Source organism: Paenibacillus sp. sgz302191 (genome assembly GCF_057749925.1).
In genome coordinates, this window is the sequence record NZ_JBYLHY010000001.1 from 1 (window position 1) to 22,775 (window position 22,775).

General features: G+C 55.5%; 21 protein-coding genes and 1 riboswitch. Of the genes, 16 read left to right on the forward strand and 5 right to left on the reverse strand.

What is annotated here, in order from left to right; translation table 11 throughout:
• Window positions 1-271: 271 nt before the first annotated feature.
• Entirely contained in the window at window positions 272-1,246 is a 975-nt protein-coding gene (locus tag AC3G2T_RS00005) for a bile acid:sodium symporter family protein (RefSeq protein ID WP_488434074.1), read from the reverse strand.
• Window positions 1,247-1,280: 34 nt separating this feature from the next.
• On the reverse strand, window positions 1,281-1,649 hold the full coding sequence (locus AC3G2T_RS00010) for a winged helix-turn-helix transcriptional regulator (RefSeq protein WP_488434075.1): 369 nt from the start codon (window positions 1,647-1,649) through the stop codon (window positions 1,281-1,283).
• Window positions 1,650-1,885: 236 nt separating this feature from the next.
• Here AC3G2T_RS00010 and AC3G2T_RS00015 point away from each other — a divergent pair, with 236 nt between their 5' ends.
• The 11 genes from AC3G2T_RS00015 (at window position 1,886) to AC3G2T_RS00065 (ending at window position 12,382) form a co-directional block, all read left to right on the forward strand.
• Window positions 1,886-3,094, forward strand: a complete 1,209-nt coding sequence (locus AC3G2T_RS00015) for a stalk domain-containing protein (RefSeq protein WP_488434076.1) — start codon at window positions 1,886-1,888, stop codon at window positions 3,092-3,094.
• A 49-nt stretch (window positions 3,095-3,143) separates the two neighbouring features.
• On the forward strand, window positions 3,144-4,016 hold the full coding sequence (locus tag AC3G2T_RS00020) for an SDR family oxidoreductase (RefSeq protein WP_488434077.1): 873 nt from the start codon (window positions 3,144-3,146) through the stop codon (window positions 4,014-4,016).
• 119 nt (window positions 4,017-4,135) lie between these two features.
• A riboswitch (TPP riboswitch) is annotated at window positions 4,136-4,234 on the forward strand.
• A 101-nt stretch (window positions 4,235-4,335) separates the two neighbouring features.
• Entirely contained in the window at window positions 4,336-4,959 is a 624-nt protein-coding gene (locus AC3G2T_RS00025; protein ID WP_488434078.1) for a thiamine phosphate synthase, read from the forward strand.
• Window positions 4,960-6,138, forward strand: coding sequence for a glycine oxidase ThiO (gene thiO / locus AC3G2T_RS00030; protein ID WP_488434079.1), 1,179 nt, complete (start codon window positions 4,960-4,962; stop codon window positions 6,136-6,138).
• Window positions 6,122-6,325: a sulfur carrier protein ThiS gene (gene thiS / locus AC3G2T_RS00035; RefSeq protein ID WP_474686229.1), complete on the forward strand. Its 204-nt coding sequence runs from the start codon at window positions 6,122-6,124 to the stop codon at window positions 6,323-6,325. The genes thiO and thiS overlap by 17 nt, the downstream gene beginning before the upstream one ends.
• 5 nt (window positions 6,326-6,330) lie before the next feature.
• The gene (locus AC3G2T_RS00040; protein ID WP_474686231.1) at window positions 6,331-7,098 is read left to right on the forward strand and encodes a thiazole synthase; all 768 of its coding nucleotides are present in this window, start codon (window positions 6,331-6,333) and stop codon (window positions 7,096-7,098) included.
• Between the two features lie 22 nt (window positions 7,099-7,120).
• On the forward strand, window positions 7,121-7,939 hold the full coding sequence (gene thiD, locus AC3G2T_RS00045) for a bifunctional hydroxymethylpyrimidine kinase/phosphomethylpyrimidine kinase (protein WP_488434080.1): 819 nt from the start codon (window positions 7,121-7,123) through the stop codon (window positions 7,937-7,939).
• The gene (gene thiE / locus AC3G2T_RS00050) at window positions 7,936-8,604 is read left to right on the forward strand and encodes a thiamine phosphate synthase (RefSeq protein WP_488434081.1); all 669 of its coding nucleotides are present in this window, start codon (window positions 7,936-7,938) and stop codon (window positions 8,602-8,604) included. Before thiD ends, thiE begins: the two co-directional genes overlap by 4 nt.
• A complete protein-coding gene (gene thiC / locus AC3G2T_RS00055) occupies window positions 8,601-10,376 on the forward strand; it encodes a phosphomethylpyrimidine synthase ThiC (RefSeq protein WP_488434082.1) in 1,776 nt (591 codons plus the stop codon). The genes thiE and thiC overlap by 4 nt, the downstream gene beginning before the upstream one ends.
• Window positions 10,377-10,658: 282 nt before the next feature.
• Window positions 10,659-11,261 (forward strand): ArsR/SmtB family transcription factor, encoded by a 603-nt coding sequence (locus tag AC3G2T_RS00060; protein WP_488434083.1) that lies wholly within the window; start codon window positions 10,659-10,661, stop codon window positions 11,259-11,261.
• A 2-nt stretch (window positions 11,262-11,263) separates the two neighbouring features.
• The gene (locus tag AC3G2T_RS00065) at window positions 11,264-12,382 is read left to right on the forward strand and encodes an aminopeptidase (protein ID WP_488434084.1); all 1,119 of its coding nucleotides are present in this window, start codon (window positions 11,264-11,266) and stop codon (window positions 12,380-12,382) included.
• 1,021 nt (window positions 12,383-13,403) lie between these two features.
• On the opposite strand, the gene thrS is transcribed toward AC3G2T_RS00065, so the two are convergent.
• Window positions 13,404-15,317: a threonine--tRNA ligase gene (gene thrS, locus AC3G2T_RS00070; RefSeq protein WP_488434085.1), complete on the reverse strand. Its 1,914-nt coding sequence runs from the start codon at window positions 15,315-15,317 to the stop codon at window positions 13,404-13,406.
• Between the two features lie 623 nt (window positions 15,318-15,940).
• On the opposite strand from thrS, the gene AC3G2T_RS00075 reads away from it, so the two are divergent.
• From AC3G2T_RS00075 to AC3G2T_RS00090, 4 genes are all read left to right on the forward strand, one after another.
• Window positions 15,941-17,620 (forward strand): type 2 periplasmic-binding domain-containing protein, encoded by a 1,680-nt coding sequence (locus AC3G2T_RS00075; RefSeq protein WP_488434086.1) that lies wholly within the window; start codon window positions 15,941-15,943, stop codon window positions 17,618-17,620.
• An 84-nt stretch (window positions 17,621-17,704) separates the two neighbouring features.
• Window positions 17,705-18,670, forward strand: coding sequence for an ABC transporter permease (locus tag AC3G2T_RS00080; protein ID WP_474682004.1), 966 nt, complete (start codon window positions 17,705-17,707; stop codon window positions 18,668-18,670).
• Between the two features lie 21 nt (window positions 18,671-18,691).
• Window positions 18,692-19,612 (forward strand): carbohydrate ABC transporter permease, encoded by a 921-nt coding sequence (locus tag AC3G2T_RS00085; RefSeq protein WP_488434087.1) that lies wholly within the window; start codon window positions 18,692-18,694, stop codon window positions 19,610-19,612.
• An 18-nt stretch (window positions 19,613-19,630) separates the two neighbouring features.
• Window positions 19,631-20,260, forward strand: a complete 630-nt coding sequence (locus tag AC3G2T_RS00090; RefSeq protein WP_488434088.1) for an SGNH/GDSL hydrolase family protein — start codon at window positions 19,631-19,633, stop codon at window positions 20,258-20,260.
• Window positions 20,261-20,420: 160 nt separating this feature from the next.
• On the opposite strand, the gene AC3G2T_RS00095 is transcribed toward AC3G2T_RS00090, so the two are convergent.
• Window positions 20,421-20,810, reverse strand: coding sequence for a hypothetical protein (locus tag AC3G2T_RS00095; protein ID WP_488434089.1), 390 nt, complete (start codon window positions 20,808-20,810; stop codon window positions 20,421-20,423).
• Window positions 20,811-20,963: 153 nt separating this feature from the next.
• Window positions 20,964-21,305, reverse strand: a complete 342-nt coding sequence (locus AC3G2T_RS00100) for a winged helix-turn-helix transcriptional regulator (RefSeq protein WP_488434418.1) — start codon at window positions 21,303-21,305, stop codon at window positions 20,964-20,966.
• A gap of 160 nt (window positions 21,306-21,465) precedes the next feature.
• On the opposite strand from AC3G2T_RS00100, the gene AC3G2T_RS00105 reads away from it, so the two are divergent.
• Window positions 21,466-22,635, forward strand: coding sequence for an MFS transporter (locus AC3G2T_RS00105; RefSeq protein ID WP_488434090.1), 1,170 nt, complete (start codon window positions 21,466-21,468; stop codon window positions 22,633-22,635).
• The last annotated feature ends 140 nt before the right edge of the window (window positions 22,636-22,775 follow it).

Here is a 22,775-nt window from a genome sequence, read left to right on the forward strand (position 1 = left end):
CTTCTTTTGTTCATCAGGAGTTAATTGGACGGCATACTCTCGTTTTTTCATAGTCGATTCCTCTTTTTTCTTCGACTATATCATAATTTCCACATATTGACTATTTTAAATCTGATGCTGTACTAGTGGGATGAATAATTTAAGTAGAATTTAAAATAAGAAGAGCTTCACCACTATTTACAGTAGCAAAGCTCTTCTTATTGTGGATTTACCATATGGAGACGAGCGGCCCCGAACCCCTACCCGAAAAATCGCCAACCTAACAGTACCGTCAAGCCTTCTTCGCCCCGGCAATGGAGGGGGCTTCCGAAGGGCCGTAGCGCTTGCCCAGCAAGTAGCCGAACAGCGAGGCAAGCAGCTGCTGGAAGAGCATGCCCAGCACGACCGGGATCGCGACGGGAGCGGGAAAATAAGTGACGGCCAGCACTGCGCCGGCGCTGATGTTTCTCATGCCGCTGTTAAAAGTCAGCGCAACGACGGTGTCGCGCTTCCAGCGCATCCAACTGGCGATCAGCCAGCCGAGCACATACCCGAGGGTCGCCAGTGCGAGAACGAATAACGCCATGCCGACCAATTTTACGTTGAAATTCCGCAGGTAAGGCGCGACTACAGCTCCGTTAATGGCGACGACGATGCCCATGCCGATTTTGGAAAAGGGACCTAATTTCGGTCCGAGTTGTTCTTTTATTTTTCCCCGCGTCCATTGATTCAGCAGCATGCCTATTACGGAGGGCAGCACAATCATGAAGAACAGCCCGCGCATCATCGCCCCGATATCCATCTCCACTTTGGCCCCGATCAGGGCGGAAAGCGTATAAGGCACAACGAACGGCGAAAGGATGGTGTCGACGAGAATGATCGACAAGGTTAGAACGGTATTGCCGCGGTAGATGGCGACCCAGACGAAGCTGGTGATGCCGGTAGGTATCGCAGCCGCCAGCAGCAGGCCGGTAATCGTCAGCGTATCCTCGGAGTAGACGGCATGACCGAGTCCGAAAACGGCCAAGGGCATAATGATGTGAAGCACGAGCAGCGTTGTCACCAGAGGAAGCGGGTGAACAACGACTTTTACAAATTCCTTGAAGCTGGAGCTGATGCTGCCGGAAAACGTCATAAACGCAAAAATCCACGGTGATAAATATGCATACCCTGACAAATGACCGCCCAAAAGCACGCCGATCAGCAAGCTCGCAGGGGTAATCAGAGGTAAAATTTTCTCCAGTTGTTTATTCAACTGCACTAGCATGAAACAGGACTTCCTTTCTCAATAGGTCGATTCGTTACAAAAGCTGGGAGTCTGAGCCGGCATGCTTTTCCGCATTCTCCTCCACATATTCAACCCCCCAATCCCCCAGCATCTGAATGACCGGAATCAGTTTTTGGCCGATGGGAGTGAGCGAATATTCGACTTTCGGCGGAACCTGACGGTAAATCTCACGATGGAGCAGCCCGTCGCTTTCGAGATCTCTAAGCGTGTTGGTGAGCATGGATTGGGTAACGTCTGGTATCGCTTTATGAATCTCGCTGAACCGTTTCGGACCATCGTGCAGCAGCCACAGAATAATTACCTTCCATTTTCCGCCGATCAGGCTTTGCGCAGTAAACATCGGGCATTTCAGAAAATTTTCGCCGTACTTCGCCAATTTCATATTCCTCCAATACTACGGTTTTTGATAGTATCTATTAAAAATAACAGTACTTGTGATTATATTAAGTATCAATTATTCTACTATTGTAGCAAATATTTAACGAGTATACATTCGTTTTTTAGCACGGGGGAGATCCCGGACAAAGGAGTGAGTGGCGCAAAATAAATAATGCCTATTTTTTTGCATTAACATGTAACTGATTTGATTACATAACGAATCGAGGCGGATCCAAAATAATGAAAAAGCATATTGCTTCCAGCCTGTTAGCCGGATTATTTCTTGTATCTTCTTCCATGCCAGCTTTTGCGGCTAATGCCACCGGGGATATCAGCATCGTGATCGACGGGCAAAAGGATACATTTGCGGATGCTCCGCTTTTGCAAAACGATCAAGTTTTGCTGCCGTTGCGGGCTGTCGCGACGAAACTGGGAGTCCGGGACGATAACGAGCATATTGTCTGGAATGCGGATGATCGAAGCGTCACGCTAAGCAAAGACAAGACGAAAATTCATATCCGCGTGGGCAGTAAGGAAGCGGCTGTAGATGACAAAACGGTCCAACTGCCGGCGGCGCCGATTTTGTCCGAAAGCGGCAAAACGTACGTTCCTGCCGATTTCGTCAAACAAATCCTGGGCAAACAGGTGAAATGGGACGCTTCGGCCCGATCCGTCATCATCGCAACGAGCAATAAGGACAAAGCGGCCGCGGTGCTGAAAAGCTTCGAAACCGGAGATCCGGCGGCCATGGAGAAATGGATCAGCCCGGACAAATACATTCAGCATAACCTCGCTTTTCCGAGCGGCAGAGAGACTGTGATCGAGGCCATCAAGCAAATGAAAGGCGCCGGTGTGACGTATGATATCAAAAGGGTGATCGAAGACGGCGATTATGTGGCCGTTCATTCCGAGGTTAACCTTTTCGGTTCGCGGAAAGCGGTGTTCGACATCTTCAGATTCGAAAACGGCAGGATCGTCGAGCACTGGGACAACCTGCAAGATATTGGCGCACCTAATCCAAGCGGCCATACGTTGGTTGACGGAAACGCCGAGGTCGCCGATCTCGACAAGACCGAGGCGAACAAAGCTTTGATCAGCCGGTTTTACGAGGATGTGTTCATGGGCAAAAATCCGGCGGCATTCCCGACCTACTACAACGGCGACAATTACATCCAGCATAACCCGATGTTTGGGGACGGGGTGTCGACAGTGATGAAGGCGTTCCAGGAAATGGCCAAGCAGGGGGGCGCTTCCGGTTCTTTTAAAGTGCGGAAGCTTATCGGAGAGGGCAATTTTGTTTTGGTTGTAAGCGAAGCAAGCTTTAGCGGATCGGATACTGCGGTCTATGACCTTTTCCGGTTGGATAACGGTAAAATCGCCGAGCATTGGGACATCATCGAGGCGATTCCGCCGAAGGATCAGTGGAAAAATACGAACGGAAAGTTTTAACGAACGGCTGACTATTTTCTAAATTTGAAGCGAAAGGAACGATGAGTTCATGTCTATTGTAATTACGGGTGCTACAGGTCAATTGGGGGGTCTTGTTGTTCATCATCTTTTGGATAAAAAAGTGCCGGCGAATCAAATCGTTGCGGTCGTCCGCAATGTGGAGAAAGCTTCTGCGCTTGCCGAACTCGGCGTTGAATTGCGTCAAGGAGACTATAACGACCGGGCTTCGCTCGAACAAGCCTTTGCCGGCGCCTCCAAGCTGCTTTTCATTCCGAGCCCTGACGCTCACGATGAAACGCTGCGCATGGCTCAGCACACGAATGTAGTCGAAGCGGCTAAAACAGCCAAGGTTGGTCATATTTTATACTACGGCTTCGCCTTTGGCGAACAATCCAACTTGGCTCTTGCTCCGACGCATGTGTCAACGGAAAAACTCATTCTCGCGGCAAATATCCCGTACACGTTCCTGCGCAATTCACTCTATACGGACGTGTTCGTTACCCCTCAATCGGTAGGCGCGGCGGTACAGTTCGGAGCATTGGTCACGAATGCGGGCGACGGAAGAGTCAATACGGCGACTCGGAACGATCTTGCCTTGGCCGGTGCCGTGGTCCTTTCGCAGGAAGGTCATGAGAACAAGTCCTATAACCTGACTGCAAGTGAAACGTGGAGCTTTGACGAGTTTGCGCAGGTGATTTCAGAGGTATCCGGCAAACAGGTTGTCTATCAATCGGTTTCATACGACGAGCAAAAGGCGATTCTGCTGCAAGGCGGGCTTCCGGAGCCTGTAGCCGCCTTGTTCGCGGGGATTTTCCAGGCGGTTGCCGAAGGCGAAACATCCAAAACGTCGGATGACCTGAAGAACCTGATCGGAACGCTGACTCCTCTTAAAGCAATTGTCAAGGAAATTTTGCAGGGCTAAAAGCAAGTCTCGCAATGGGCCGAGATTTTCCATAAAATCGACCGGATCTGAATGATCTATTTTCAATCTGCGCTCTTCGTGTTATGATGGATAGCGACTGAACAATTGAATCATTGAAAGCAAATCCCTAGGGGCGCCGTAAGGCTGAGACAGAGCGATCTGAACCCTTTGAACCTGAACTGGGTCATACCAGCGGAGGAAAGCGGACTTTCGAATAGATGCGGCATTTGATGTTTTTTTGGAGTGCGGCGCCAGCGATAACCACTTTTCTTCGGAAAAGTGGTTTTTTTGTTTGTATCGGAAAGGAGCCTATCAGCGGATGCCGGGTAATGAGCTTCATGTCATATCGACGGGAAAACAGAATTGGGCCGAGCTGGCTTCCATCGCATCGCGGATTTGGCCGTACGTGACGGCCATTCACATCAGGGAGAAAGACAAGACGGCTGAAGAAATTTTACAGGGGATTCGCCAAATCATGGCGGCTGGGGTGCCTTGCTCGCGGATGTACATGAACGGACATCCTTCCCTGGCGGCGGAAGCCCTGCTTGGCGGCATTCATCTGCCGGGCGATTCGCCGCCGCTTCCGTCGGTTCGGGCGACGAGCCCCGCGAACGTCGGCCGGGCCGGTTTTTCGGTGCACAGCGTCGAAGAAGCGCTGCAAAGAGAGCGGGAAGGGGCGGACTACGTCATGTACGGGCACATTTTCGCGACGAATTCCAAGCCGGGAGCCGCCCCGAGAGGGCTGGAGCAGCTGCGCGAAGTTGCGGTGCGCACGGCGGTCCCGGTCATCGCGATCGGCGGCATAACACCGCAGCGGGTGAAGCCGGCGCTGGCCGCCGGATCGGCCGGGGTGGCTGTGATGAGCGGCATTTTGGAAGCGGCCGATCCGCTGCGGGCTGTGCAGGCATACGCAAGCGAACTGAAGCGCGAGGAGGAGAGATAAATGAACATCACTGGCAAGTCTGATGTGATTATTGTCGGCGGCGGCGTGATCGGCTGTTCGATTGCTTACGAGCTGGCGAAACGGGGGCAGCGGGTGACGCTGCTGGAGAGAGGCAGGCTGGGTGCGGAAGCTTCCTCCGCCGCAGCGGGGATGCTCGGAGCGCAGTCCGAGATGGAGGATACCGGCCCGCTGTTTCAATGGTCCAGGCAGAGCCGCGGCATGTTCCCGCAGCTGGCGGAAGAACTGAAATCGATAACGGGCATCGATATCGGCCTGATCCGCGAGGGGCTACTGCACGTCGCACTGACGGAGGAGCAGCGCAGCGGGCTGCGGGCGCGGGCGCAGCTGCAAAAGGCCGCCGGCGAACGGGCCGAGTGGCTCAGCGCCGCCGATGCCGTCCGGCTGGAGCCGGAACTGAGCCCGGACACGCTCGGGGCGCTATATTTGCCGGACGACGGGCAGGTGGACGCGCCGCATCTCGCGCAAGCGTTGGCGCAAGCGGCTGCGGCGCTCGGCGCGAGGCTGCGGGAGTACGTCCAGACGCTCGGGCTGCTCGTCCACAAGGGCCGGGCGGCCGGCGTCATGACGAGCGACGGGCCGCTGCACGCCGATCTGGTCGTCGTCGCTGCGGGAACTTGGAGCGGACAGCTGCTCTCCGGCGTTGGCGTCCGGCTGCCAATGCATCCGGTAAAAGGCGAATGCTTTTCCGTCCTGACGCACAAGCCGCAGCTGGTCAAAACGCTGTTCTCGCACGGCTGCTACATCGTGCCCAAAGCGGGCGGCCGCTTGGTCGTCGGGGCGACCGTACTCCCAGGCAGCTACGACCGCAAAGTATCGCTCCACGGACTGAGCCTGCTGCTGGAGCGGGCGCAGCGCTTGATGCCCGGCATTGGCGAAGCCGAATGGGAGAAGGCGTGGGCGGGGCTGCGGCCGCAGACAGGGGATGGCCTGCCTTATATCGGCAAGGTGCCGGAATATGAGGGGCTTTTTATCGCAGCGGGACATTACCGGAACGGCATTTTGTTAAGTCCGTTAACCGGCAGGATCATGGCGGATATCGTTTTGGACGAGGAATCCGGGGACGTGGCCGGGTGCCGCGAGTGGCGGGATGCTTTTTGTCCGCGGGCCGCGCATCGGGAAAATAGAAAGGAGCTGAGCGCTATTGAAGCTGCACATTAACGGCCAGGCCGTGGAGGTGCCGGATACGGTAACGACGGTGAGCGGGCTGCTGGAGCATTTTGAATTAACCGGTAAAATGCTCGTCGTGGAGCTGAATCATGCGATCCTTCAAAAGCAGGATCACGACGGAGCCGAAATCGCCGAAGGCAGCAAAATCGAAATCGTTCATTTTGTCGGAGGGGGATAATGACAATGTTAAAAATAGGATCTTATGAATTCACATCGCGATTGCTGCTCGGAACGGGGAAATTTCCCGATTTTCATATTCAAAAACAGGCCGTCGACGTTAGCGGATCGCAGATTTTAACGTTTGCGGTGAGAAGGATGAACATTTTTGAGGCGAGTCAGCCGAACTTTTTGTCGATGCTCGATGTAGAGCAGTTCACGCTGCTGCCGAATACGGCCGGCGCCAAAACCGCGGAAGAAGCGGTTCGCATCGCCAGGCTGGCGAAAGCTTCCGGCCTTTGCGACATGATCAAGGTCGAAGTGATCGGAGACGAGCGGACGCTGCTGCCTGATCCGGTCGAAACGCTGAAAGCGTCGGAAATGCTGCTGGAAGAAGGCTTTATCGTGCTGCCGTACACTTCGGACGACGTGCTGCTGGCCAAACGGCTGCAGGAGTTAGGCGTGCATGCGATTATGCCGGGAGCCTCGCCGATCGGCACAGGGCTGGGCATCGTCAATCCGCTCAACCTGAGCTTCATTATTGAACAAGCGAAAGTGCCGGTCATCGTCGATGCGGGAATCGGCGCGCCTTCGGATGCGGCATTGGCGATGGAGATGGGAGCTGACGGAGTGCTGCTGAATACGGCGGTATCCGGCGCCAAAGACCCGGTAAAGATGGCGCTGGCGATGAAGCTTGCGATAGAAGCGGGACGCGCCGGTTTTGAAGCGGGGCGCATTCCCAAAAAACGTTACGCTTCGGCGAGCAGTCCGATCGAAGGGTTCAGCCGAGTGTGAAATATAAAGGAGGGAATTAACTATGTCCACCATTTATAAGGCGCTTACCATTGCAGGTTCCGACAGCGGAGGCGGGGCGGGCATTCAGGCCGACCTCAAGACGTTTCAGGAGCTGGGCGTATTCGGGATGTCGGCGATTACGGCTATAACCGCGCAAAACACGCTCGGTGTGCAGGGCGTATACCCGCTGCCCGTAGAAGCCGTGGAACGGCAGCTGTCGTCAATCGGCGATGATTTGCCGCCGGATGCGGTCAAGACGGGGATGCTGTTCAGCAGCGACATTATTCGTACGGCCGCAGCCGCGATACGGCGGTACGGCTGGAGCCGGGTCGTCGTGGACCCGGTCATGATCGCCAAGGGAGGAGCTTCCCTGCTGCAGCAGGAAGCGATCGATACCATGATCGACAGCCTGCTGCCGCTGGCGGCGGTCGTAACGCCCAACATCCCCGAAGCGGAGGCGCTGAGCGGGGTGAGCATCACCGATACGGCTTCGCGCAGAGAAGCCGCAAAGCGCATTCATCAGTACGGCTGCAGGAACGTGATGATCAAAGGCGGCCACGACGCGGAGGATGCGGATTACGCGACGGATCTGTTGTATGACGGCGAGGCGTTCACCGAGTTCACGGCGCCGCGCATCGCAACCCGGCACACGCACGGGACGGGCTGTACGTTCGCTTCAGCCGTTGCGGCCGGGTTGGCGCAGGGCTTTGAAGTGCCGGAAGCGGTCCGGCTGGCGAAGCAGTTCATTCAGGCGGCGATCGCCGAGCCGCTTCATATCGGAGGCGGGCACGGCCCGACGAACCATTGGGCTTACGGACGCCGGAAACGGGGTGGCGTATGAAATTAAGCGAAGACCGGCTGCGCGATGCGCTGCGGCTTTATTTGGTTATGGGCAGCGCGAACTGTGCGGGGGCTGACCCGCTTGAAGTGCTGGAAGCCGCCATTGACGGCGGCGTGACGATGTTCCAATACCGCGAGAAAGGCCCCGGCGCCCTGGAGGGCGCGGCCATGCTCGCGCTGGGCGCACAGCTGCGCGAGCTGTGCGCGCGCCGCGCCATCCCGTTCATCGTCAACGACGATGAACGGATGGCGGAAGAGCTGGAGGCCGACGGCATCCACGTCGGCCAGGAAGACGCCCCCGCCGCCGAGGTGCGGCGGCGGTTTCCGGGCAAGATTGTGGGCATCTCAGCCCACAATCTTGCCGAGGCGCAGTCGGCGCTGGCCGCAGGCGCCGACTATTTGGGCGTCGGGCCCATGTACGCCACGCGCACGAAGCTCGATGCGCGTGCGGTCATGGGGCCCGCAGAGCTGGTGCGGATGCGCGAGGGCGGCATCCGGCTGCCGCTTGTCGGCATCGGCGGGATCGATGCCGCAGGCGCCGCGGCCGTCTTCCGCGGAGGCGCGGACGGCGTCGCGGTCGTGAGCGCGATCACCCAGGCGCACTCGCCCAAGGAAGCGGCCGCAGAGCTGCTTGCGGCAATCAAAAACTGGAGGGATCGGCCATGACGGCAAACGGAACCAAAACTATTCAAATATCTGCTTTTCCGGGCAGCAGTAAAGTATACGTGCAGGGCTCAAGACCCGATATCCGGGTGCCGATGAGGGAAATCGCGCTCGGAGCTTCCACGAACATGTTCGGGGAAGCAGAGGCGAACGAGCCGGTCCGCGTCTACGATACGAGCGGTCCGTATACCGATGCCGAGCAGCAGATCGACATTCGCCGGGGGCTGCCGGCGGGTCGTCTGTCCTGGATCGAAGAGCGCAGAGACGTGGAAGCTTACATCGGCCGTGAGGTCAAGCCTGAAGACAACGGCCTTTCCGCGGAGAATGCGAAGGGAGCGGCGGAAGTGTTTCCGGGCCTGCACCGCAGGCCGCTGCGGGCCAAATCCGGCTGCAATGTGACCCAGATGCACTACGCCCGCAAAGGCATCATAACGCCGGAGATGGAGTACATCGCTATCCGCGAAAACGTCAAGCCGGAATTCGTCCGCGACGAAGTGGCCAGGGGCCGGGCGATCATTCCTTCCAATATCAATCATCCGGAGAGCGAGCCGATGATTATCGGGCGCAATTTTTTAGTGAAAATTAATGCTAACATCGGAAACTCTGCGGTCGCGTCCTCCATTGAAGAAGAAGTGGAGAAAATGACTTGGGCGACAAGGTGGGGCGCCGACACGATCATGGATTTGTCCACCGGCAAAAATATTCATACGACCCGCGAATGGATCATCCGCAACTCGCCGGTTCCCGTAGGCACGGTGCCGCTGTACCAGGCGCTGGAAAAAGTCAACGGCAAGGCCGAAGACCTGACGTGGGAAGTGTACCGCGACACGCTGATCGAGCAGGCGGAGCAGGGCGTCAGCTATTTTACGATCCACGCAGGGGTGCTGCTGCGCTACATTCCGATGACGGCAAAGCGCGTGACCGGGATCGTCTCGCGCGGCGGATCGATTATGGCCGCCTGGTGTCTGGCCCACCACAAGGAAAACTTCCTGTATACGCATTTCGAGGACATTTGCGAAATTATGAAAGCTTACGACGTCGCATTCTCGCTGGGCGACGGCCTGCGTCCCGGCTCGATCGCCGACGCGAACGACCAGGCGCAGTTTGCCGAGCTCGAAACGCTGGGCGAGCTGACGGAGATCGCCTGGAGGCATGACGTCCAGGTGATGATCGAAGGACCGGGGCACGTGCCGATGCACCAGATCAAAGAGAACATGGACCGCCAGCTTGAAGTGTGCAAGGAAGCGCCGTTCTACACGCTGGGGCCGCTGACGACGGACATCGCGCCGGGCTACGACCACATCACCTCCGCCATCGGGGCGGCGATGATCGGCTGGTTCGGCACCGCGATGCTGTGCTATGTGACGCCGAAAGAGCACCTCGGCTTGCCGAACAAGAACGATGTGCGCGAAGGCGTCATCGCGTACAAAATCGCCGCGCACGCCGCAGATCTGGCCAAAGGCCATCCGGGTGCGCAGGATCGCGACAACGCGCTGTCGAAGGCGCGCTTTGAATTTCGCTGGCGTGACCAGTTCGGCCTGTCGCTCGATCCCGAACGCGCGGCCGAGTACCACGACGAGACGCTCCCCGCCGAGGGCGCGAAGACCGCGCATTTTTGCTCTATGTGCGGCCCGAAATTTTGCAGCATGAAAATTACCCAGGATATTCGCTCGTACGCCCATGCCAGGGGCCTCGAAGAGGAGACGGCGCTGAGCAGCGGCATGGAGGAAAAAGCGCAGCAATTCCGCGAAGCCGGGAGCCGGATATACGGTTAGCCGCAGATCGCGGGCACGTTGTTTCAGCCGGTATGAAGGGCCGGATAATTGGCATAAGGAGAAGGGACGTTCGTGTCATGGATGACAGAAACGTCCCTTTTTGCTACCATAAAGAAAGAAACTTGGCTCCATGAATTTGGTGAAGCGCTTCCAAACTATTTTTGATTTATAGGCCTTTTCGTCGATTGACAATGCTTTTGCTGCGCATTATGATACGGTTAAAAAGATTTGACCGTTGTCTAATAAATGATTTTCAGAAGATAGAGAGGGGTCGAATCACACATGCTGCCGATTTATATTATTGAAGATCTTGAACAATTAAAAACAGTGAGCGATCCGCTGCGCGCGAAAGTGCTGCTGTTTTTGATCGAGAAAGCCTACACGGGGCAGCAGCTTGCCAAGCTGCTCGGGATGGCGCGCGCGAAGGTGCATTATCATTTGAACGAACTGGAGAAGCACGGTTTTATTTCCGTCGTCCGGACAGAGCTCAAAAACGGCATCGTGCAAAAGTTTTACCGCGCCGTCGCCCGGGGCTTTGTACCTAGTGAAGAGCTGCTTCCGTACGTCTCCGAAGTGGAGAACTACTACCGCGAAGCGACGCTTGGCGTCCTTGGCCGCGCAAGGCTGAGAGCGATCCAGGCGCCGGAGGAGGCGTTCCAGATTCCTTCGCCCGACCGCAAGCAATGGCCGCGAATGGCGACTCAGCTTGAGGTGAAGATGAGCAAGGAAAAGTTCGCCGCGTGGCTGAGCAAATTCCGTTCTATGATCTATGAGCTTGATCAGCATCAGGAAGAGAACGGCGAGTGGTTTTATTTGACGACGGTCGGTTTCCAGATCAACGAGCCGTCTTTTGAAATTGAGCCCCAAGAGGAAAAGGAGAAATAGAGATGCTGGATCCCAGACTAACAAGGCTTGCGGATGTGTTGGTGAATTATTCGGTTAAAGCGCAGCCCGGCGAAAACGTTTTGATTGAGGCTTACGGGATAGACGCCATATTTGTAAAAGAACTGGTGAAAAAGGTTCACGAAGCGGGCGCGCATCCTTATGTCAACCTGCGGGACCATACCGTGATGCGGCAGCTGATTATGGACAGCACGGAAGCGCAGATGGCGCAATGGGCGGAAGCGGACGCTTTTCAAATGAAGCAGATGCAGGGCTACATCGGGGTGCGCGGCGGCGCGAACATGTACGAAATGTCCGCTGGCATTCCGGCTGACCGGATGAAGCTGTACAACTCGATTTATTATCAGCGGGTGCATTTCGATATCCGGGTGAAGGATACGAGATGGGTCGTACTGCGCTATCCGACTCCTTCGATGGCACAGCTTGCCGGGATGAGTACGGAGGCGTTTGAGAACTTCTACTTCGACGTGTGCACGATGGACTACGGCAAAATGTCCAAGGCGATGGACGCGCTCAAAAATTTGATGGACCGCACGGACAAGGTTCGTCTCGTCGGCCCGGGTACGGATCTTACGTTCTCGATCAAAGGGATCGGCGCGGTCAAATGCGACGGCGGGCTGAACATCCCGGACGGCGAAGTGTATTCGGCGCCCGTGCGCGAGTCGGTGAACGGCGTGATCTCGTACAATACGCCGACCCCGCATGACGGCTTTACGTTCGAGAACATCCGCTTTGAGTTCGAGAACGGCAAAATCGTGAAGGCGACGTCGAACGATACCGTCCGCATCAACGAAGTTCTGGACATCGACGAGGGCGCGCGGTATGTCGGCGAATTCGCCATCGGCGTCAACCCGTACATCCAGCACCCTATGAAGGATACGCTGTTCGACGAGAAAATCGACGGCAGCTTCCACTTCACGCCGGGGAACTGCTATGACGATGCTTACAACGGCAACAAGTCCTCGCTGCATTGGGATATCGTGTGCATCCAACGCCCCGAATACGGCGGCGGCGAAATCTGGTTCGACGACGTGTTGATCCGCAAGGACGGCGTTTTCGTGCTGCCGGAGCTGCTGCAATTGAACCCCGAGAATTTGAAATAAGACAGCTGGCAGCCAGTAGTGCATGGCGTCTTAAAATAAACTCAAATGCGGTAAAGAGACTGTCCCAAAAGCGTTCGAATAGTACGGGAACAGCGCAAAAATCGAGCAAAAGGACCTCAAATTCCACTACCGGGTGGAGAGTGAGGTCCTTTCTTTAGGTCAAAGCAAAGTAGGACATAGAAAATCATCAATTGATTTTTGGAACAACCCTTTTCTGGGGCAGCTCCTTTTTGGGACAACCCCTTTTTGTCGTTTGGGGGACTAGGCTTCGAAGGACCTTAAAGGCCTTTGACAGCACGACCATTCGAAAGGCGGTCTGGGGCGGCTCGGAGTGGTTCGGAGTGGTTCGGGATGGCTCGGCAGCTTGTAAAACCTGCAAAAGTGCAGGCTTTTTGGACGGAACCGGCCCGTTTCAGGGTAAAGCCTGCAAAAGTGCAGGAATTTCCCGCCGATGATGGGTTTGAGGCCCCATTCGGCCGGAAAACCTGCACTTTTGCAGGCATTTTTCGAAGCATGCGCATTACGGCGCAAAAAGATGTATTTTTGCAGGCTTTTTGCACTCTGCGCATTGGCAGGGCTACCTGGCCCCAGCATAGGCCCAGCCGTCCCAACTGGTATGATGCCCAACAGGTCAAGCGGCTCCGGCGGGCCCAGCATGTATAGTTGGCCCAGGGGTTCCAGCGCTGACCGGTGTGCAAAGCTACACTAGCGGGCACGACGGGTACAGCAGGCGAAGCGGCTCCGGCAAGCCCAGTATTCACAGTGGCCCAGAGGTACTAATGCTGTCCAGCCGGCTCCCAGCATCCCCAGCCGTTCCGCGGCCAAACGTCCCCAGCCGCTGCCCAACTGGCCCAGTCAGCCTTAACGGTCCCAGCCAGCCCCAGCGGCCCCCAACCACCGCGCGCGAACCCGCGGGGGCGCGCAGCATGGCGGCGGTCGCCCCCCTACGCTCCTCGCCCCGGGCAAAAGGGCGTCTGCCCTTTTGCCCGACGTTCACGAGCGGCCCTCGGAGTATCCCGAATTATTTCCGCATGCGAATCTCTTCGATCATTAGCCCTACGATTTCATCGATGCTGCGGCTGCCAAGGTCGCCTTCGTTCCGTTTTCTTACGGAAACTTGGCCGGATTGCTTCTCGTTCTCGCCGACGACGAGCATATAAGGCACTTTTTCCAGCTGCGCCTGGCGGATTTTGTAGCCGAGCTTCTCGCTGCGGCCGTCGACCTCGATCCGAATACCCGCAGCCTGGAACTGTTCCTTGACATGGTTGGCATAGTCCCAATCATTCTCGGATACGGGCACCAGCTTGGCCTGAACCGGAGCCAGCCACAGCGGAAACGCCCCGGCAAAATGCTCCGTAATAATGCCCATGAACCGGTCGATGGAGCCGTACACGGCGCGGTGAATTACGACCGGGCGGTGCTTTTGGTTGTTGTCGCCGACGTATGTGAGATCGAATTTCTCCGGCATTTGGAAATCCAGCTGAATCGTGCCGCACTGCCAGCTCCGCTTGAGCGCGTCGAGAATGTGAAAATCGATTTTCGGCCCGTAGAAGGCCCCGTCGCCTTCATTGATGCGATAGGCGATGCCGCGGCGGTCCAGCACATTTTGCAGGGACTGCTCCGCCTGCGCCCACAGTTCCTCGGAGCCCATGGAGTCTTCGGGTTTTGTCGAAAGCTCGATTGTGTAATCGAAGCCGAACACTTGATACGCCTGATGGATGAGCGCGATGACCGCGCCGATTTCGTCTTCGATCTGGTCGGGGCGGACAAACAGATGGGCGTCATCCTGGCAAAAAGTGCGGACCCGCATCATGCCGTTCAGCGCCCCGGAAAATTCATGCCTGTGCACTTGACCGAATTCGGCCATGCGGATCGGCAGCTCCCGGTAGGAGCGCAGGCCGTTTTTGAAAATGAGCATATGTCCGGGGCAGTTCATCGGCTTCAGTGCGAACCGCGACTCATCGACGTCGGTGAAATACATGTTCTCTTTGTAGTGGTCCCAGTGACCGGATTGCTCCCACATCCGGTTGTTCATCATGAGCGGCGTGCGGACTTCATCGTAGCCGTGCTGCCTGAGCAGTTCGCGCGAAAAGTTTTCCAGCTCCGTGCGGACGACCATGCCTTTGGGCAAATAGAACGGCATTCCCGGCGCTTCCTCGGAGAACATGAACAGGTCAAGCTCTTTGCCCAGCTTCCGGTGATCGCGTTTGCGGGCTTCCTCCAGCATGTGCAGGTGATTGTCCAGTTCCGACTTTTTCAAAAAAGCCGTGCCGTAAATGCGCTGCAGCATCTTGTTGCCGGAATCTCCGCGCCAGTAAGCGCCGGCTACGCTCAGCAGCTTGAAAGCTTTGATTCGGCCCGTCGACGGCAGGTGCGGGCCGCGGCACAAATCGACGAACTCGCCTTGCTCGTACAGGCTGATCACCGATTCCTCCGGCAGGTCGCGAATCAGCTCCAGCTTCAGAGGATCGTCAAGCGCCTCGAACACGGCTTGCGCCTCGGAGCGGCTGACCACGCGGCGGACGATGGGCAAGTCTTCCTGGACGATGGCTTGCATTTGCTTTTCGATAGCGGCCAAGTCGTCAACCGAAATCGGCTCGGGAAGATCGACATCGTAGTAAAAGCCGTCTTCGATGACGGGGCCGATACCAAGCTTCACCGACGCTTGGCCGTAAAGCCGCTTTAGGGCTTGAGCCAGCAAATGGGCTGTGCTGTGCCGGTGAATGTACCGCCCGTCCGGGCTATCGAGAGTCACGATCTCAACCTGGCTGTCGCTGAGAATGGGTTCGCTCAAGTCGACGAGCTTTCCGTCTACCTTGCCGGCTATGGCGTTTTTCATCAAGCCAGAGCCGATCGATGCCGCCACTTGCCGGACGGTGGTTCCCGCTGCATACCTCCGAATTGTTCCGTCTGCCAATACTGCCTTGATTTCCATGAAAAACGCCTCCATTTCCCTCATTTTTTACCACATAAGAATGTTTAAGTTCTTTATAGCGCTAAAGCACGTAGAACAACATTCTTATTGGCGAATAAACCTACCTCTGAACGCGGTCGCTCATCTTCGAAAGACCTCGATAGAGGTTTATCTCATATCAAATCGAACGCAAAAAAACGCCTCTATCCCGGAAGGGACGAGTGCGTTCAGCTCGTGGTTCCACCCTAATTCGACCTGCAGCCGCGGCATCGCCGGGCGGGTCGCCACAACATGCGGGGTGCAAGGTCCTCATTTGGAATCCGGTAACGGGGATCAATCGGTGTCGCCTACTGCCGCAGCACGGAGAAGCGGGTTCGGCGCCACAGCTGCAAAGGGGTAATTCCGATCCGGTCTCCGAAGAAGCTCGCAGCGAATGCTTCTCTCTCTGGGCGGTCCGTGAAGGAAATCGTGTCTTTGGTCTTGGCCTTATATGTTGCTTGATTCAAAACTATAAATGAAGGCATGCGGAAAAGTCAAGAGGAAATTCATTAGATCTTTCCGGTATTGTTCTTAGCATTGTCGGGTTTTTGGTTCGCCCGCCCCCCTTTATACTTAAGTAGCCATAACAAAAGGGAGGTATTGATTTGAAAAAGAGAAAAGCGCTTACAACGATCATAGCGGCTTCCTTGTCGCTCACTATGCTCAGCGCGTGCGGGAGCCAACCGGAACCGGCGGCGAAGCAGCCCAATTCAACGGACGGCAAGCAGACCGCGCAGTCGGCAGCCGGCAAAAAAGACCCGGTAACGTTTACTTATTTTCTTAACGCTCCAGGGGATAACGTGCCGGAGCATACGAAGCTGGGCGATATGATTACGGAGAAAACGGGCGTAACGATCAAATACGAGCGTCTTGTCGGCGAGATCGAGCAGAAGCTCGGGGTGATGATCGCCGGGGGCGATTATCCGGATTTGATCTACGCCGGCGATAAAATGTTCAAGCTGATCGATGCGAAAGCGCTGATCCCGCTGGAGGATCTGATCGAGAAGCACGCCCCGAACATCAAAAAGATTTACGGCCCTTACTGGGAACGCATCAAAGCGGCGGACGGCCACATTTATGCGCTGCCTTACGCGGCCCCGACCGGCAAGCCGAACAAATGGGTGAACGCGGCGTTCTGGGTGCAGAAGGAAGTGCTCAAGGATGCGGGCTATCCGAAAATCACCACGTTCGACCAGTATGTAGACCTGCTGCGCAATTATGCCAAGAAATATCCGAAAATCGACGGAGCGGACACGATTCCGTTTGAAATTTTGACCTACGATTTCCGCAATTTCACGCTCACGACCGCGATGCAGTTCCTGGCCGGAGGGCCGAACGATTCACGGGCGATGGTGAACCCGGATACGAACGGGCTGACGTTCTACCAGACGGACGAGAACATCACGAAGAAATATTATTCAAAACTTAACGATATGTACAACGAGGGCTTGGTCGATAAAGAAGCGTTCGTGATGAACTACGACCAATATTTGGCCAAACTGTCGAGCGGGCGCGTGCTCGGGATGTTCGACCAGTCGTGGCAGTTCCAGGATGCGACGGCCGCTCTGAAGCAGCAGGGCAAGCTGGACCGCATGTACGCTCCGCTCCAGCTGACGTTCGACGACAGCATCAAAGGCGACTACCTCGATACGCCGACGATGAACTACGGCTTCGGCTTCGGGATTTCGATCAACTGCAAAGACCCTGTCCGCGCCATCGAGTTTGCCGACTTCATGGCCAGCGACGAGATGCAAACGCTCAAAAACTGGGGCGTAAAAGACGAGGACTACAAAGTCAACGACAAAGGCCGCTTTTACCGGACCCAGGAGCAGCGCGATTTCTTCAAGGTCAAAGAAAACTTCAAGAACTGGAGCGGAGAGGTGCTGTATTTCTGGCCGGGCTCGTCGGGCACGCTGCCGGACGGCAACAACTACGATCCGGGCTTTCAGCCGGAGGAGATCGCTGCGGATTATACGGATACGGATAAGGCGATTCTCAAATCCTACGGCGTTCAGACGTATGCGGACCTGTTCAATCCGCCGAATTTGAAGCGGAAATATTTCCCGATTTGGAGCATCGAGCTTTCCGACAAGGCCAAGGTGTTTGATCAGAAATTAAACGACATTAACAAAAAATTTCCGCCGCAAATGGTCGTCGCCAAGTCCAAGGCCGATTTTGACAAAAGCTGGAGCGACTACGTAGGCACGGTGAACAAGCTGGATGTCAAGGGTTGGATGGACGAATTGACGCAAAAGGTGAAGGATCGCCAGGAAAAGTGGAAATAAGGGATTGAAAAGTTCGGCGCAGGGCCAGGCCGCTCGGGGCATCCCTGCGCCGATTCGCATTTTGTCAGGAGGGGAAGGGAACACATGGATGTAGTTACCGAACGCACTGCAGGCAAGCCAAAGGCGGACAAAGCCGGCAAGGCCGGAACGGTCTGGAAAAGAATAAAGCAGCAAAAATTGCTGCTGCTGATGTCCGTGCCTTTTGTCGCCTACGTCATCCTGTTCAACTATGTGCCGATCTGGGGATGGCTGATGGCGTTCCAGAATTACAAGCTGGGCAGCTCTATTTTGCACAACGAGTGGACGGGGCTGGATCATTTCCGGGAATTGTTTCAGGATGAGGCCTTCTTCCGCATTATCCGCAATACGCTGGCGATGAGCGTCATTAATCTCGTATTCGGGTTCGTCAGCTCGATCGCGCTGGCTCTTATGCTGAACGAGGTGCGGCAAGCTTTTTTCAAGAGGATCGTGCAGACGGTCAGCTATCTTCCGCATTTTATTTCGTGGGTCGTTGCGGCGAACCTGATCATTACCATGCTTTCTCTGGACGGCATCGTCAATGGGCTTCTGCTGAAGCTGCATATCATTCGGGAGCCGATTCTGCTGCTGTCCCAGCCGCACGCGTTCTGGTGGATCATCGGAGCTTCCAACGTATGGAAGGAAGTGGGCTGGAGCGCCATCATTTATTTGGCTGCGATGTCCATGATCGATCCGGCGCTGTACGAGGCTGCGAGCATGGACGGGGCCGGCCGTTTCCGCAAAATGTGGAGCATTACGCTGCCCGGGATCCGGCCGATTATCGTCATTTTGCTGATTATGAGCATCGGGCACATTCTGGATGCCGGGTTCGAGCAGCAGTACTTGATGCAAAACAGCATGGTGACGGATTACGCGGAAACGATCGATATTTTCGTCCTGAAATACGGCATTAATTTATCCCGTTATTCGTTCGCTACAGCGGCGGGGATTTTCAAAACCGTGATCAGCATCGTTCTGCTGATGGCCGCGAACCAGGCCGCAAAGCGGTTGGGCCAGGAGAGGCTTTATTAATTTTGGTGGAGAGGTGCGACTATGAATCCAGCGATGGCAAGCCTGAAAAAAAGAGGATTCGGAGACATCCTTTTCGATATGGTGAATGCGCTGCTTCTGCTCTGCATTCTGGTAGTCACTTTGTATCCGTTCGTCAATACGGCTGCGGTGTCGCTCAATCAAGCGACGGATACGACGCTCGGCAGCACGTTCTTGTGGCCGCGCAAATTTACGCTTTACAATTACGAGTCGATTTTTAAAGATAATACGATTTACCACGCTTTTCTCATCTCCGTGCTGCGCACCATAATCGGAACGGTTACGAGCGTCTTTTGTACGGCGATGCTCGCGTATACGATCAGCCGCAAAGATTTTGTGCTGCGCCGGGCGATTTCCATGATTTTTGTGTTCACGATGTATTTCAGCGGCGGTCTGATTCCGGTCTACATGCTGATGAAAAATTTGCAGTTGACCAATTCGTTCTGGGTGTACATCGTGCCGGGGCTCGTCGGAGCCTTCAACCTGATCGTCATCCGCTCGTTTATCGAAGGGCTGCCGGAAAGCCTGGTCGAGTCGGCCAAAATGGACGGAGCGAACGACTTCACGGTGTTCATCCGCATCATCCTTCCGCTCAGTATGCCGGCTATCGCTACCGTCGCCCTGTTCGTCGCGGTCGGGCAGTGGAACAGCTGGTTCGATACGTTTTTGTACAATTCGTCCAAAATCAACCTGTCCACGCTGCAGTACGAGCTGATGAAAAAGCTGCAGTCCGCGAATCTGAGCATCGGCGGGTCGGCGACGTCCGCGTTCGCCAACAGCAAAAACGCCTCCGCCAACATGGTGACGCCGACTTCGGTCCGCGCCGCCATTACGATGCTTGCGACGGTACCGATTCTCGTCGTGTATCCGTTTTTGCAAAAATATTTTGTCAAGGGGCTCACGCTTGGCGGGGTAAAAGAGTAGAAAAGGAGAGGTTGGCATATGCTGCAAATGGAAAATAACGGTACCGTCCTCTTTCAGGGGGACAGTATTACGGACTGCGGCAGGGACCGCAGCGACGGGGCGAGCTTGGGTCACGGCTATGCGTATTTGGTAGCCGCCGAGTTTCGCAGGAAATACCCGGACAAGCAAATATCGATTCTAAACCGGGGAATCGGAGGGGATCGCGTCGTCGATCTGGAGAAGCGGTGGGAAGCGGATTGCCTGCGCCTCAATCCTACGTGGATATCCGTATTGATCGGCATCAACGATACGTGGAGACGATACGACAGGCAGGAGCCGACTGCTGCCGAAGCTTATTACGAGGGCTACCGGAGGCTGCTGGCCCGCGCCAAAGAGCATACGGACGCCGAAATCGTCCTTCTGGAGCCGTTCGTACTGCCGCATCCGGAGGACCGCAAACAGTGGAGGGAGGACCTCGATCCCAAAATTCAAGCGGTCCGCGAATTGGCTAGGGAGTTCCGCACCAGCTACGTTCCGCTGGACGGCCTGTTCGCCGCAGCCTGCGCCAAGACAGCGCCCGCATATTGGGCGGAGGACGGCGTCCATCCGACTTTGGCCGGGCACGCGCTGATCGCGGACGCATGGATGCGGACGATGGAGCGCGGCTAGGAGTCTGTCCGATGACCCACGTAGAAGGTTAATGCACAAAAGTAACTCCGTCGGACAGACTCCCTGGAGTCTGTCCGATGACCCACGTAGAAGGTTAATGCACAAAAGTAACTCCGTCGGACAGACTCCCTGGAGTCTGTCCGATGACCCACGTAGAAGGTTAATGCACAAAAATAACTCCGTCGGACAGACTCCTAGATGGAAGAAGCCGCTTAAGAGCGGCCGGCTGGTTGTTGACAGACCCACAGGCCAGAGCCTGTGGTCGACCGACCGCCGTCATGCAGTGCAACACCGCGCGCTGGGAGCTGCGCGCGGTGCGAATAGTCCGCCTGGCCGGGCGGTGCGGTGCGAAGAAAACCTGCAAAAATACATCTTTTTGTCGGTGATACAGCGGTCGCGAGACAATTCCTGCAATTGTGCAGGCTTTTTGCCGAGTGCAGGGCCTCAGATTCATTTTCATCGAAAATTCCTGCACTTTCGCAGGCTTTTCGCCAAAATGAACCTTTTTTTCAGAAAAAGCCTGCACTTTCGCAGGCTTTTCCTTTGCCAAGCAACCTCTAGCCCCCCTCCCCCACTATACAGCACAAACTACTTGCCGGGACAGGCGCGGGGTTGGGGAGCACGTCTGCGCACCCTCTCCAGCTCCTCAAACCATGTTGGAACGCCGTCACTTTCTCGGGCTATCTGCCTGCTGTTCTTATTTTTAAGGGCGGCCGGCATTTTCTGTTTTTCCTGCATTTCCCCATTTTAATGCCCACTTTTCCATTTCTTTTAATGCCGATTGGAAGTCCCTTCCTTTTTCCGTGAGAGAGTATTCTACGGTTACAGGTACGGTTGGGAACACTTCCCGCCGGACGATACCGTTATGTTCCAGGTGGCGCAGTGCATCCGTAAGAGACTGGGTTTTGATGACGGCTACTTTTCGCTGCAGCTGTTTAAAGCGTGCCGGGCCTTTGCATAGCTCATCGATGATCATGAATGCCCATTTGGCGCCAAGTATTCGCAGTACGTCGCAGATTGGGGTGCTTTCCGCAGGTTCCTCCATCAACTCGTTCAAGCGATCATCCCCTTACAAAAAGTTAGTTAGTCAAAATATCAGGACTATATCCAAATACTTTGCCTTCTTACATTATGATAGCGGCATTATTATAATGTCAATAAAAGCGGAGCCATACCAAAAGTATTGGCGGAGAGGACTGATAACCATGAATCGGATGTACATTTATCTTCTTACGTTAGGCGTGTTTTTGACAGCGACTTCAGAGTTGGTCGTGGCCGGAATTCTGGGTGTCATTGCCGCCGATATGCGCATTTCCATCGCCCAAGCCGGGCAATTCGTAACCGCATATTCGCTGGCGTTTGCAATAGGTACCCCGGTCCTCGTTACTCTCACAGCACGGATGGGGCGCAAAAGAGTGCTGGCAAGCGCCCTGATTATTTTTATCGCCGGGTGCCTGGTTTCTTTCGCAAGCTCGCACTATTTGATCCTGATGATTTCCCGAATCATTCTTGGCTTGAGCTCGGGCATGTACCTCGTTGTGACGTTCGGCTCGGTTGCCAAATTGGTTCCTCCCGAAAAAATCGGCGGCGCAATCGGCACGGTTGTTCTTGGCTTCAGCAGCGCCATGGTGTTGGGCGTACCGCTGGGCATCGCTATTGCCAACTGGATGAATTGGCAGGTCATTTTCGTTATCCTGGGTGCTGCCAGCTTGCTCGTTCTGATCGGAATCGTCCGCCTGCTTCCCGAGATTGAAGGGGATGCTCCGGTATCGTTCAAGCAGCAATTTGCCATACTGGGAAATTCCGTTATCGTCAGCGGGCTGCTTTTCGTCTTTTTCAGGGAAACGGGGGGCTCGGTCATGTTTACGTATTTAACTCCGTTTTTGCAAACTGTCTTCCACATGAAAATGTCCGGCATTGGCCTGTTGATGCTGACTTTGGGCATTGTCGGCGCGATCGGCTCGCGGCTTGGCGGGTATGGAGTCGATAAGTGGGGGGCCGTTCGGGTAATCTCTTGCGGTCTAGCCGTTCATGTCGCAGCCCTCGCTTTGCTGCCTGTGTTTGCGGCGTCGCAGGCCGTCGGACTCTTTTTGATAACCGTTATGATGACCGCCATGTTTGTGACCGGGCCAGCGATTCAAACCTATTTTATTCAACAGGCTCCGCAGTCGTCCAATTTCGTGCTCAGCCTGCATACGTCGGTCATTCATCTCGGTCTGGCGAGCGGAGCGGGGGCGGGAGGACTGCTGGCCGATTCCGCTTCCACGGTTTTATACCATCCCTGGGCCGCCGGTTTTATGATAGCGCTGGGACTTGTGATTGCCGCCGTTTCGTTTTCATTGAGCAGAAGGAACAGTAGTGCAAAAATGGCATAAAGCTGGCCGGACTATCCGGGCTGCCCGGGAAACTCGGCAGTTAGTTATCCGTCCGAAGGCGGTAAAGCCGCCTGCGAAATAGCTTGGCCGCCTGCAAAGCCTGCAAAAGTGCAGGAATTTCCTGCGAAAATGGTCCGTTT

What these genes read in the sequence shown, in the direction of transcription:
- AC3G2T_RS00015 (WP_488434076.1), top strand. Translation starts at nt 1,886, where the DNA reads ATGAAAAAGCATATTGCTTCCAGCCTGTTAGCCGGATTATTTCTTGTA.
- AC3G2T_RS00100 (WP_488434418.1), bottom strand. Translation starts at nt 21,305, where the DNA reads ATGGAGGAACCTGCGGAAAGCACCCCAATCTGCGACGTACTGCGAATA.
- AC3G2T_RS00085 (WP_488434087.1), top strand. Translation starts at nt 18,692, where the DNA reads ATGAATCCAGCGATGGCAAGCCTGAAAAAAAGAGGATTCGGAGACATC.
- AC3G2T_RS00025 (WP_488434078.1), top strand. Translation starts at nt 4,336, where the DNA reads ATGCCGGGTAATGAGCTTCATGTCATATCGACGGGAAAACAGAATTGG.
- AC3G2T_RS00020 (WP_488434077.1), top strand. Translation starts at nt 3,144, where the DNA reads ATGTCTATTGTAATTACGGGTGCTACAGGTCAATTGGGGGGTCTTGTT.
- thiC (WP_488434082.1), top strand. Translation starts at nt 8,601, where the DNA reads ATGACGGCAAACGGAACCAAAACTATTCAAATATCTGCTTTTCCGGGC.
- AC3G2T_RS00080 (WP_474682004.1), top strand. Translation starts at nt 17,705, where the DNA reads ATGGATGTAGTTACCGAACGCACTGCAGGCAAGCCAAAGGCGGACAAA.
- AC3G2T_RS00010 (WP_488434075.1), bottom strand. Translation starts at nt 1,649, where the DNA reads ATGAAATTGGCGAAGTACGGCGAAAATTTTCTGAAATGCCCGATGTTT.
- AC3G2T_RS00005 (WP_488434074.1), bottom strand. Translation starts at nt 1,246, where the DNA reads ATGCTAGTGCAGTTGAATAAACAACTGGAGAAAATTTTACCTCTGATT.
- thiO (WP_488434079.1), top strand. Translation starts at nt 4,960, where the DNA reads ATGAACATCACTGGCAAGTCTGATGTGATTATTGTCGGCGGCGGCGTG.
- AC3G2T_RS00105 (WP_488434090.1), top strand. Translation starts at nt 21,466, where the DNA reads ATGAATCGGATGTACATTTATCTTCTTACGTTAGGCGTGTTTTTGACA.
- AC3G2T_RS00090 (WP_488434088.1), top strand. Translation starts at nt 19,631, where the DNA reads ATGCTGCAAATGGAAAATAACGGTACCGTCCTCTTTCAGGGGGACAGT.
- thrS (WP_488434085.1), bottom strand. Translation starts at nt 15,317, where the DNA reads ATGGAAATCAAGGCAGTATTGGCAGACGGAACAATTCGGAGGTATGCA.
- AC3G2T_RS00040 (WP_474686231.1), top strand. Translation starts at nt 6,331, where the DNA reads ATGTTAAAAATAGGATCTTATGAATTCACATCGCGATTGCTGCTCGGA.
- thiD (WP_488434080.1), top strand. Translation starts at nt 7,121, where the DNA reads ATGTCCACCATTTATAAGGCGCTTACCATTGCAGGTTCCGACAGCGGA.
- thiE (WP_488434081.1), top strand. Translation starts at nt 7,936, where the DNA reads ATGAAATTAAGCGAAGACCGGCTGCGCGATGCGCTGCGGCTTTATTTG.
- AC3G2T_RS00065 (WP_488434084.1), top strand. Translation starts at nt 11,264, where the DNA reads ATGCTGGATCCCAGACTAACAAGGCTTGCGGATGTGTTGGTGAATTAT.
- AC3G2T_RS00060 (WP_488434083.1), top strand. Translation starts at nt 10,659, where the DNA reads ATGCTGCCGATTTATATTATTGAAGATCTTGAACAATTAAAAACAGTG.